General features: G+C 64.9%; 9 protein-coding genes. 5 read left to right on the forward strand and 4 right to left on the reverse strand.

From position 1 onward, the window contains the following. Positions 1-4: 4 nt before the first annotated feature. Positions 5-1,114: a hypothetical protein gene (locus ACQPW1_RS08830; RefSeq protein ID WP_433662239.1), complete on the forward strand. Its 1,110-nt coding sequence runs from the start codon at positions 5-7 to the stop codon at positions 1,112-1,114. A 36-nt stretch (positions 1,115-1,150) separates the two neighbouring features. Here the strand turns inward: ACQPW1_RS08830 and ACQPW1_RS08835 are convergent, their stop codons facing one another. Both ACQPW1_RS08835 and ACQPW1_RS08840 read right to left on the reverse strand, forming a co-directional pair. Beyond that, on the reverse strand, positions 1,151-1,477 hold the full coding sequence (locus ACQPW1_RS08835; RefSeq protein WP_433662240.1) for a helix-turn-helix domain-containing protein: 327 nt from the start codon (positions 1,475-1,477) through the stop codon (positions 1,151-1,153). After that, the gene (locus ACQPW1_RS08840) at positions 1,477-1,854 is read right to left on the reverse strand and encodes a type II toxin-antitoxin system RelE/ParE family toxin (RefSeq protein WP_433662241.1); all 378 of its coding nucleotides are present in this window, start codon (positions 1,852-1,854) and stop codon (positions 1,477-1,479) included. Before ACQPW1_RS08840 ends, ACQPW1_RS08835 begins: the two co-directional genes overlap by 1 nt. Before the next feature lie 519 nt (positions 1,855-2,373). Here ACQPW1_RS08840 and ACQPW1_RS08845 point away from each other — a divergent pair. From ACQPW1_RS08845 to ACQPW1_RS08860, 4 genes are all read left to right on the forward strand, one after another. Then, positions 2,374-4,284, forward strand: coding sequence for a sensor histidine kinase (locus ACQPW1_RS08845; protein ID WP_433662242.1), 1,911 nt, complete (start codon positions 2,374-2,376; stop codon positions 4,282-4,284). Positions 4,285-4,475: 191 nt separating this feature from the next. Further along, complete coding sequence (locus tag ACQPW1_RS08850) at positions 4,476-4,889, forward strand: MmpS family transport accessory protein (RefSeq protein WP_433662243.1); 414 nt, start codon at positions 4,476-4,478, stop codon at positions 4,887-4,889. 50 nt (positions 4,890-4,939) lie between these two features. After that, complete coding sequence (locus tag ACQPW1_RS08855; protein ID WP_433665186.1) at positions 4,940-7,798, forward strand: RND family transporter; 2,859 nt, start codon at positions 4,940-4,942, stop codon at positions 7,796-7,798. Positions 7,799-7,811: 13 nt separating this feature from the next. Continuing rightward, the gene (locus tag ACQPW1_RS08860; protein WP_433662244.1) at positions 7,812-8,312 is read left to right on the forward strand and encodes a metallophosphoesterase family protein; all 501 of its coding nucleotides are present in this window, start codon (positions 7,812-7,814) and stop codon (positions 8,310-8,312) included. Between the two features lies 1 nt (position 8,313). On the opposite strand, the gene ACQPW1_RS08865 is transcribed toward ACQPW1_RS08860, so the two are convergent. Beyond that, positions 8,314-9,027 carry a spermidine synthase gene (locus tag ACQPW1_RS08865; protein WP_433662245.1) on the reverse strand — a complete coding sequence of 238 codons (714 nt, stop codon included), beginning with the start codon at positions 9,025-9,027 and terminating at the stop codon, positions 8,314-8,316. Between the two features lie 82 nt (positions 9,028-9,109). Continuing rightward, entirely contained in the window at positions 9,110-10,129 is a 1,020-nt protein-coding gene (locus ACQPW1_RS08870; RefSeq protein WP_433662246.1) for an alpha/beta hydrolase, read from the reverse strand. Positions 10,130-10,857 lie beyond the last annotated feature (728 nt).

The raw sequence follows: 10,857 nt of genomic DNA on the forward strand, positions 1-10,857 counted from the left end.
GGGCATGGGGGATGTCGGTCAGTACGCCCGTGCCGAACTCGCAGAGCGGATCGACCGTCTCGACCGGGTCGGTGCGTTGTTTCCGCTGCCTGGGGTGGCCGCGGGGGACCGGGACCCGACGGCCCCGGAATTCGCGTCTGTGCTGCGGAATGTGCGCTTCGAGCTGCTGCGTCGGCGTGATTACGCGGCGCTGGATCAGCTGCTCGAGCGTCTCGCCGTGCGGGCCCGCGTCCTCGGCGATCGTGAGCTGGCCGAGGTGGCACGGTTGCTGCTGCGGCACAACCGGTGGTTGACCGGCCGGTTCGACCGCACCGACGATCTGCTGACCAGTGGGTCGACGGCGGGCACATGGGCGGCGCTGGACGACGTGTTCAGCGGCTTCTATGCGAATACGCTCGGCCGGTTCGCGGAGTCGATGCGGCGGCTGCGCCGAGTCGAGCAGGCGAGCGCCGAACAGCGCCGCGCCGCCGAGTTCTTCGTCGGCTTGGATCTGCGCCTGGTGTGCGCGGCCTGGAAGTTCTGGAACCGCGGCGAACTGAACGACTACGCGGGCATGAACGCCGATTCCGGTCTCCTCGACGACGTGTGCGGCAAACGGTATCCCGGCGCCGGACAGTCGCGGGTACAGCTACTCCTGGCCGCCGGAACCTTCTACCTGCACCACCGCAACTACGCCCTGGCGGATCGCTACCTGACCGGCAGCTTCGACGCCTCCAGCGGCACCACCAGCCGACTCTATCCACGCATCGCATCGGCGTTGGCGCTGTGCCGCCACCACCAAGGCGACGACCGCGCAGGCGACGCCTACTACCAACAAGCCGCCGCTGGCCTCCCCGAACACTTCGGCCCCACCGGTTGGCAACTACGCCTCGTGGCCTACCAGCGCATGCTCGGCGACACCGACCACGCCCTGGCCCTCACCCAACGCATCCGCGCCGAAACCGAATCCAAACACGAAGTAGTCCACAACATCTGGGCCCGCCTCTACGAGCTCGACCTCCGCAACGAACTCCACCTCTCGTCCCCAGCCGCCTGGCAACTACTGGACGAAGCAGGCCACCACAACATGGGCCGCGCCTGCGACTACATCCTCGAACGCCAACGCTGCGCCTGACTTAGGGCCGACCCAGCTGGACCAGTGAAGTGTTGACTATGCCGCGCTGGTATGCGGGGTGAAACTGACCTGCGCGTCGTCATCGTCGATCGCGATGTTGAGCGAAGCGTCCAGCGCGCGTGCGAGTTTCGCGAGCAACGGGAGGGTGGGGACCGCGTCCGACCCCTCGATCCGGGAGATCTTCGCCTGGGTGAGCCCCGCCCTGGCGGCGAGTTCGGTCTGGGTCAGCCCGAGCTCAGTGCGGCGGAGGTACACGGCTTCGGCCAACGCCATTGCCAGCCGGATCTCCTGCCGTACCTCGGTGACAGCCTCTGGTTCGTTCAGTCCGTCATCGTCTCGTCTCGTCCATCGACTGTGGGTCATCACAGCTCTCCCTTTTCGATCACGCGAACGAAGTCGTCATGCGCAGAACCGTGCTCGGCCTCGCACACCATTCGTGCGTGGATGGCGCGCTTCACTTCAGCGTCCTCCCGGTCTTTGGTCTTGCGGAATGTCGTGAGCAACACGATGGTGCGATCGGACCGGAACCAGTAGGTGATCCGGGTCGCTGCGCCATCGAGTGTCGGTCGTAGCTCACGCACTCCCTCGCCCAGATGGCGCGAGAACGGTTCGCCCAGCGTCGTCGCGCGCTCGGCGAGTAGGCCGACATATTCGTCCACTTTGAGGAAGTGCTTAGCGGGCAGCAGCTCCAACCAGTCCCGCACTTCTGGCTCGATCTCGATCGAGTACAGCGGTTTCACTCCAACAGTCTATATGTCGTTGACGACATATGGGCGCGGGGCTGCTCGATCAGGGCCAAATCGTCCGCGCGATGATCGTCGGCTGGCCATCGATCGCAGGCCTGCCCGGCTGAGCCGCTACTGCTGGGTGGTGAACAGCCCTACGTGGAGTGCGCCATCGACCGTGATCGGGCGAGCACCTCACAGCGGGGTTGTGCGGTTGTCGGCGTTTCGAAAATGGTTGATTACCAGCGTGTTTAGAAATGTAACGAGTGCCCGATTTGTCCGTTTGTTGCGTTGACAGGCGGGTGGGGTGGATGGAGGCTGCTGCTGACTTTCCGTGTGCTCTCCGTGGGGCGATCGCGGTGTCCATCGGAGGAGCAGGTTATGCGTTTACCTCAGCGAGCGGGAAATATCAGCGGCAGAACGGAATTCGTTTCCGGTCCGGGTGCTGAACGGGGGGTTGCCCGGAACCGGATCGTTCGGCCGCGCACCATTCGAGGGCAGTTGGGTCGAATCCTGATTGTTTCCTTGGTTCTGGTGTCGGTGTTGCTCGGCGTGATCGTGGTCCGGGAGGTCGGGTCGTATCGGCAGAGTGGTGAGACCGTGGACGCGGTTTCGCTCGCGTTGGCCGTGCAGGACCTGGTGCAGGAGGTGCAGCGCGAGCGCGGGCTGAGTAATGGGTTGCTCGGCGGCGACAGTCGGCTGGAACGGTCCGTCGCCGATCAGCGGATCAACACCGATCGGGCGTTGAACGCGCTCGAAGGCGCGATGGGGAACACGCCGGGAGCAGCCCAATTGCGTTCGGCCCTGGACCGATTCGTCGCACTCGCCGCGACCCGAGTGCAGATCGATAGTCGCCAGACCAGCAGGCAGACGGCCTTCCAATTCTATACCGATGGCATCTCGGCGCTGAATCGCCTGACGCTAGGCCTGGATTCGGCGCGCGACGCACAGGTCCGGCACGGACTGCGGGCGCTGTACGCGCTGGGCGACACGAAGGAACAGACGGCCAAGGAGCGCGGCTTCCTCAACGGCGTCTTCGCCGCCGACGAGTTCCGGCCCGACGAGTACGGGCAATTCCAGGAGATCCGCGCCGCCAAGACGGCCGGTCTCGCCGCGTTCGCGCGCGACGCGACCGGCCGTCAGCAGCGCCTGGTCGACGCCGCGCTGCGTAGTGAAAACGCAACCAAGGCAGCGGAATCGGAACAGATCGCGATCGCGTCCTACGCCGGACCGCTGATGCGGTCGGTGGATCCGGTGACCTGGTGGGCGCAGATGACGGCGGTCATCGATGAGCAGCGCCGGGTGCAGCAGGTGATCGGTGACGACGTCCGGCAGCGTTCGCTGGTGTTGCGCAAGCACGCCGCGCTGATCCTCGGCGGCGTGCTGCTCGTCGCGCTGATCGCGGTAATCGCCGAGGTGACAATGGTTTTCGTCAGCATTCGAGCGATCGTCCGCCCGCTCGCGAAGCTGGCGGCCGACGCCGACGACGTCGCCGATCGCAGGCTGCCCGGCATCATCGCGGCCTGGCACGCCTCCGACCAATCCCAGCCGCCGCCGCCCGAGCCGGTGTACGCCGCGCCCGGCGCGAGCACCGAAATCAACGCGCTGGCAGCGGCATTGGACGGCGTGCAGAGTACCGCGTTCGCGTTGGCCTCGGAGCAGGCGACGGTGCGGCGCAATACCGTCGAATCCCTGGCCAACCTCGCGCGCCGCAACCAGAACCTGGTCCGCCGCCAGCTCGGCTTGATCAGCGAATTCGAGCGCGCGGAACTCGATCCCAAGGGCCTGTCCAACCTGTTCGAACTCGACCACCTGGCCACCCGCATGCGCCGCAACGCGGAGAACCTGCTGGTGCTGGTCGGCGAGGCCAGCCCGCGGCGCTGGGCCGAGCCGATCGCGCTCACCGACGTGATCCGGGCCGGGCTGTCCGAGGTGGACGACTATCACCCGGTGGTGGTGCATCGAGTGGACGAGGTCGCGATCGTCGGCGGGGTGGTCACCGCGCTCGCCCACATGCTCGCCGAGCTGATCGAGAACGGACTCGCCTACTCGCCGCCGGATCTCGAGGTGGAGATCTACGGCCGGATGCTGCCGACCGGGTATCTGCTCGCCGTGGTCGACCACGGCATCGGCATGCCCTCGGACAAGTTGGCCGAGGCCAACGCCCGCCTGCGCGGCGAACGGGACTTCGTCGTCGCGCCGTCGCGGTATCTCGGGCACTACGTGGTCGGGCGATTGGCGCGGCGGCTCGGCATCGAGGTCGAGTTGAACGCGTCGCCGGTCAGCGGGATCGTCGCCCGGTTGCACCTGCCCGCGGAAATCATTGCGGCGGAACGGGATCCGCTGGCACACGTGGTCGACGAGCAGCCTGTTGCCGCCCTGCCTGCGGTGTCCGGTGGCAGCGCGGACGGGCGGGTGCCCGGCGGGCTGAGTCTGCGGCGCTGACCAGCCCTTGCCAGCCTGACTCGTCGAGGCCTCGGTTCAAAAGGCGTGGTCAAGGCCACAAACATGGCACCAATATGAGGTATGTCATATTACTTATCCGCGATTGTGTCTGTTACCGTGCGTCACGGCAATATGCCGCCGACGTGCTGGCGAAAAGGACCCAAGGGCTCGAACAGATAGCGGAGAACGTGATGAAGAGTGCCTGGGTATACGGCGTTGTACTCCTGGTTCTAGGTGTGACCGCCATATTCATCGCCGGGCTGCGACTGCGTGAGATCCCAGACTTGGCGATCGGGCATTCGACCAAGCCTCCGACGCTCGGACGAACGGGCGAGAAGGTCATCGACTACGAAATCGACGGTCCGGCAGGAACCCCGGTGCGGCTGTCGTATCTCGACGAGCAGGGCAACGTCAAGGACGTCTCGGCCGACCTCCCGTGGCGGACTTCGTTGCGCACCCACAAACTGACTCTCCCGACGGGTGTGGTCGCCCAATCGGACGCCGACCAGGTCTCGTGCCGGATAGTCGTCGATGGGCAATCCCGTGATGCGCAGGTGTCGAAAGGGCGGTTCGCCTCGGTCAACTGCACGGTGCCGGTGTCATGAACGAGCGGATGACGCGCGCCTCGATCCGCACGCGTGAAGTGCTCGTCCGAATGCGCGCGGAGTTATCGGTGCCGTTCGACCGGACGCTTGCGCGCCGCGCGCCGGGCCGACCGTTGCTGGCGCGGCTGCTGTACATGTTCTCGGTACCGATCATCGCGGTGTGGTTGCTTGTCGCGGGCGGGCTCAATCTCTTTGTCCCGCAACTGGAAACGGTGGTCAACGGGCACGCCGAATCCTTTCTTCCGGACGAGGCCTCCTCGGTGCAGGCGATCGTCAAGATGGGCAACTCCTTCGGCGGGGCAGGCACGAACAACTTCGTCTATGTGCTGCTCGAAGGCGACGCTCCGCTCGGCAATGACGCGCACCGCTATTACACGGCGCTGCTCAACCGGCTGACCCAGGACAAAAAACACGTCAACTCCGCGATGGACCTGTGGTCCAACCCGAACTTCTCCCCGGCCAGCGAGAGTTCCGACGGGAAAGCGTCGTTCGTGCTGCTCAACCTGGCCGGGAATATGGGCACGGCGCTGGCCATGGAATCCACGCAGGCGGCCAGGGACATCATCGCGGACACCCCGCCACCGCCGGGAATCAAGGTGCACCTGACGGGTCCGTCCGCGGTCGTCAACGATGAACTCGTCGCGATCAACGATTCGATGCTGCTGCTCATCGTCGTGTGCGCCGGCCTGGTCGGTGCGGTGCTGCTCTTCGTCTATCGCTCGCCGATCACGGTCGCGATGCCGCTGCTGACGGTCGGAATGGGTCTCGCGGTGGCCAGGCCCGTGGTGGCCTATCTCGGCCAGCACGAGGTAATCGGTGTCTCGATCTTCGCGTCCGCGTTGCTCGCGGTGATCGTGCTCGGGGCGGGCACGAACTACGGCATCTTCCTGCTCGGTAGATATCAGGAGGCCCGCCGCGCGGGCGAGGATCCGGAAACCGCGTATTACACAGCGCTGCACGGGGTTCTGCACATCATCGTGGCATCGGGTTTGACGGTGGCCGGTGCGACCGCGTGCATGTCCGTCACCCGACTCGCGATCTTCAGCACCTCCGGCTTGCCGTGCACGATCGCGGTAAGCGTCACTCTCGCTGCGGCATTGACGCTGGGACCCGCATTGCTGGCGCTCGGCAGTCGTCTCGGTTTCCTGGAGCCGCGTCCGCAGTCGTCGCAGCGTCGGTGGCGGCGGATCGCGACCTCCGTGGTCCGCTGGCCGGCCCCGGTGCTCGTTGCCAGCCTCATCGTGCTGGTGCTCGCGATCCTTGTGCTGCCGACCTTCCGGCCGAGCTACAACGAGCGCATCGCCCAGCCGAGTGATTCGCCCGCGAACCTGGGGATCGCGGCGGCCGACCGCCATCTGCCGCCGAACATCATGGCGCCGAGCATGTTTCTCGTCGAATCCGATCACGACTTGCGCAATCCTGCGGATCTGATCGCGCTCGCGAAGCTGACCAACGCGGTGCTGGCGGTTCCTGGAGTCAGTGCGGTGCAAGGTATTACGCGACCACTGACGACACCGCTGGAAGAAGGCACGCTGACCAATCAGGCGGGCTACATCGGCAACCGCTTCACTCAGCTGAAGAGCATGCTCACCCCGCGGCTCGACGACTTGACCGGCCTTGCCGGGCGGATCGATCAGTTGAATCTCACGATCAAAGGGGTGCAGACTGCGCTCGGCACGGGTGAACAGGGGTTCGCCCAGGTGAACAGCAGCGCCGTCGCGTTGCAGTCGGCCGTTGGTGGCGTGGTCGAGAAGCTGAACTCGTTGCGGGATACCGCCGGGCCCGCAAAGCAATTCGTGAACTCGATCCCGAATTGCCAAGACGTTCGGGCCTGCCAGGCGGCGGCCACCGGGTTCTCGTTGTTCGACGATGTGGGGCGGCTCGACAGCACCGTCGACGGACTCGTGAGCGGTGCGCAGACTGCCTCACAAGCACTTCCGCAGCTCGGCGCCCAAATCGCGAGCCTGCAGGATTTCATCACCCAGGTGAACGGTGTGCTCGCACCGCTGCAGGGCACGCTGAACATCCTGCTCCCGCAGATATCGGAGATGACGCAATTCCTGGACGAAGTCAGCAAGGGGTTCACCGCGGGCGATCCCAACGGGTTCTTCTTCTTGCCGAGTCAAGCTTTCGATAGCCCGCTCTTCAAAAGTGCGCTGCCGTACTTCTTTTCGCCGGACGGCAAGGTGACGCGGATGGTGGTGACGCCGCAGATGGAGGGCTTCAGTCGGGAGGCCATGGATCTGAGCGCGAAGATCATCCCGGCCTCGCTGCAGGCGATGAAGGGCACGTCGCTGGCCGGAAGTACGGTCAGTGTCGGCGGTCCCGGCGGCACGTTGCTCAATATCGAGGCCTTTGCCAAGGAGGACTTCATCACCAGCGTGGCGGCCGCGTTCGCCTTCGTGTTCTGTGTGGTCTTGATCTTGCTGCGCAGTCTCGTCGCGGCTGTCGCGGTGATCAGCACCGTCGCGCTGTCCTACCTGTCCGCCTTGGGACTGACAGTTCTTATCTGGCAACACATCATCGGCAATCCGTTGCACTGGTCGGTGGCGCCGGTGTCGTTCATATTCCTGGTCGCCGTGGGCGCGGACTACAACATGCTGTTGGTGAGCCGATTCAAAGAAGAGCTGGCGGCGGGCATCAATACCGGAATCATCCGGTCGATGGTGAATACCGGCGGGGTGGTCACCACCGCGGGTCTCGTCTTCGGCGTGACGATGTTCGCCATGCTGGTGAGTTACGCGCACAACATCGCCCAAATCGGCACCACCGTCGGCATCGGGTTGTTCCTCGACACGCTCATCGTTCGGTCGTTCGTCGTGCCCGCCATCGCGGCGCTGGCCGGCCGCTGGTTCTGGTGGCCGATCAACATCCATCGGATGCGTAGACCCGCGGCCGACCCGGCGTGATACACCGGACAGCATGCGGCTGCTCATCATCTCCGACACGCACGTGCCGCCGCGCGCGCGGGACATGCCGGAGCAACTCTGGCGCGAGGTGGACGCGGCCGATGTGGTCGTGCACGCGGGCGACTGGGTCGAGGTGACACTGCTGGATCGGCTCGAGGCGCGCAGCAAGCGCCTGATCGGCGTCTACGGCAACAACGACGGCCCGCCGCTGCGTGCTCGGTTACCGGAAATCGCCCATGCCGAATTGGACGGGTTGCGGCTGGCCGTGGTGCACGAGACCGGACCTGCCAAGGGTCGCGAGCAGCGGTGCGCGCGGGACTTCCCGGACACCGACGTGCTGGTGTTCGGGCACAGTCACATTCCGTGGGACACGGTCACGGAGACCGGGTTGCGACTGCTCAACCCGGGCTCGCCGACGGATCGGCGGCGGCAGCCCGAGCACACATACCTGACGGCGCATGTCAGCGCGGGTCAGCTGAGTGACGTTGTACTGCACGTCATTCCGCGCTCGTAGGTCAGGACCGAGTGGCGAGGTAGATCGTGTTGGTCGACCGGCCCCGGGTGAGTGGGTTGTCGAAGGCGACCTGTTCGGCCTCGACATCGGTGAAGACGGATTCGAGGATCGACAGGAATTCGTCGTCCGGAGCATCGTCGGACCAGAGCGCGAACGTGCCCTGCGGAACGAGATGTGCGGACAACGCCCGCAACCCGTCGCGGGTGTAGAACGTCCCATGCGGGTGATGCAGCACATGACGTGGCGAATGGTCGATATCCAGCAGAATCGCATCGTAGGTCCGCCCAGGACTGTCCGGATCGAACCCGACCGCACCCGCCGCCGCGGCGAAGAAGTCGGCACACACCAGCGAGACCCGGCTGTCCGCAGTCAACCCGGCAGTAGGCAGCAAATCGCGGTTGTGCCAGTCGATCACCGCATCCGAGTACTCGACAACGGTGACATTCCGAACCCTGGTGTCCCGCAACGCCTCCTGCGCGGTATACCCCAACCCGAGCCCACCGACGATCACGGCCAAATCCGCACCCTGAGTACGCGCCAACCCCAACCGAGCAAGCTCCCGCTCCGCCACGGTGAACAAACTCGACATGAGGTACTCGTCCCCGAGCTTCACCTCATAAACATCAGCCCGCGCAACGGGATCGAACCGCCGCCGCAAACTGATCTCACCCATCGGTGTCTGCTGCCAGCCGAGTTCCTCGAAGCGTGCGCTCATCGCAGTCACGATAGGCGCTCGGCACGACCGAAAACGGGAGGAGTCCAGTGGACTCCTCCCGTGTGGTTCTCGGTGCGGCAGATCAGTGCGGCAGCTCCATGCCCTGGGCGAGCAGGGGCCAGGAATCGTGCAGGGCCTGTTCCCAGTACGGCCAGTAGTGGGTGCCGACGGGGTTGAATTGGTAGGTCGCCGGGATGTTCAGCGAGTCGAGGCGGCTCTTCAGGTTGCTGGTGCAGCCGTTGACGGCGGCCTCGATGATGACGCCGAGGCCGAGGTTGACCGCGCCGGTGGGGCCGGGCGAGCTACCGAGGTAGTAGTTGACGTCATCGATCACCGGGATGCCGCTGCCGCTGGAGATGTAGAGCTGGGTGCCGCGCAGCTTCTCGGCGTTGATGACCGGGTCGTTCTCGCGCCACAGCGGGCTGTCGGACGGGCCGTACATGTTCTTGGTGTCGCCGCCCGCCCACGTCTCGGTGGCGAGTTTCACGAACTGCTGACCGGCCGGGTCGGCGATCTGCGCGCATCCGCTGTACGCGGCGACGGTCTTCCACAGGCCGGGCTTGGCCTCGGCCAGCTGCAGCACCGAGGTGCCGGAGGTCGACAGACCGGTCAGCGCGTTGCGTCCGGTGGACTGCAGCGTCTGGTCGAGCAGCGGGGGCAGCTCCTCCGTGAAGAAGGTCTTCCACTTGTTCACGCCGAGGGCGGGGTCGGCTTTCAGCCAATCGGTGTAGTAACTACCGCGACCGCCGACCGGCTGGATGACGTTGACCGGCTTGTCGGCCAGCCACTCTAGCGCGTTGGTCTGGGCCTGCCAGCTCGCGGTGCCCTCACCGCCGTCGAGGCCGTTGAGCATGTAGAGGTTCGGCGCGGGCTTGGACTCGTCGGCCGGACGCTGCACGTCGATCTTGATCTCGGTGCCCATCGAGGCGGAGTAGACCTTGAGGTGCCAGGTGCGCCCGTCCTTGGCGATGGACGCGACGGCCGACGGTTTCTGCGGCTCAGCCGAGGCGGTGCCGCCCAGCAGGCTCACGGACAACGTGGCGGCGAGCGCTACAACGGTGGTCCGCAAAGCGCTGGTGGTGCGTAGTGCGGAAAGCTTCATCGGACATGCATCTATCTAGTACTCCCTATCGGCTGTGCTTCGACCGGCGCGGGCCGCCCCAATCCCCACACAGTGCGTCTTCCGTCGAGGCAAAACTGTTACACATCAGTGCCGCTGGGTGGACTGTACCCAGGTCGGCTGACGCGTAGGGGCGTCGGCATCGAGATGCTCGGCGCCACCGCCGATCCAGCCTGCGGCGAGCCGACCGGGCGCCTGAATCCCAACGGGCGCAAGCAAAGTCGGTCGGAGACGACCTTATCCCATCGGGTTGTCGATGTCCCAATGCGAACCGAAGGTCCTGACCGTACTTTAGGGAGGGGCTATCCGACAGAATGGTCGACGTAATCAAACCATCATAGTTTTCTAATTATATCCAAAGACTATATGTGCGTTGAGTCACGGAGTTGCCGTGTAGTCTGGTCGTAGCAAATAGCGCGCAATGCGGCTGATGTGTAAGTGTTTGCAAATAGGACGTTGTTTGTTAACCATATCCGGCCAAGATCGTGCATGTCAGTCGGCTCAGCGCCCGCCTGGCGTCGGTGTGGATTGCCCCCTGTACGTGAGGCTTTTGTGCAGGTGCCGGTTTGCTGGCGGCGGTGGGCGGTTGATGACAAAGGTCTGTGACGCCCCGAAGCCGAGTGGCGCTTACGCGTCCTTTCGGTGCGCAATGTGTGCCATTCCCATACCATTCCAGAGAAAGAGCTATTGGATGGCTAATTTCAATTGGA

Origin of the sequence: Nocardia sp. CA-128927, assembly GCF_050955855.1 — a bacterium.
Taxonomy (GTDB): domain Bacteria; phylum Actinomycetota; class Actinomycetes; order Mycobacteriales; family Mycobacteriaceae; genus Nocardia.

Excerpts from the sequence above, each read along its gene's own strand:
- ACQPW1_RS08870 (WP_433662246.1), bottom strand. The coding sequence starts at position 10,129 with ATGAAGCTTTCCGCACTACGCACCACCAGCGCTTTGCGGACCACCGTT.
- ACQPW1_RS08835 (WP_433662240.1), bottom strand. The coding sequence starts at position 1,477 with ATGACCCACAGTCGATGGACGAGACGAGACGATGACGGACTGAACGAA.
- ACQPW1_RS08860 (WP_433662244.1), top strand. The coding sequence starts at position 7,812 with ATGCGGCTGCTCATCATCTCCGACACGCACGTGCCGCCGCGCGCGCGG.
- ACQPW1_RS08830 (WP_433662239.1), top strand. The coding sequence starts at position 5 with ATGGGGGATGTCGGTCAGTACGCCCGTGCCGAACTCGCAGAGCGGATC.
- ACQPW1_RS08850 (WP_433662243.1), top strand. The coding sequence starts at position 4,476 with ATGAAGAGTGCCTGGGTATACGGCGTTGTACTCCTGGTTCTAGGTGTG.
- ACQPW1_RS08865 (WP_433662245.1), bottom strand. The coding sequence starts at position 9,027 with ATGAGCGCACGCTTCGAGGAACTCGGCTGGCAGCAGACACCGATGGGT.
- ACQPW1_RS08855 (WP_433665186.1), top strand. The coding sequence starts at position 4,940 with ATGCGCGCGGAGTTATCGGTGCCGTTCGACCGGACGCTTGCGCGCCGC.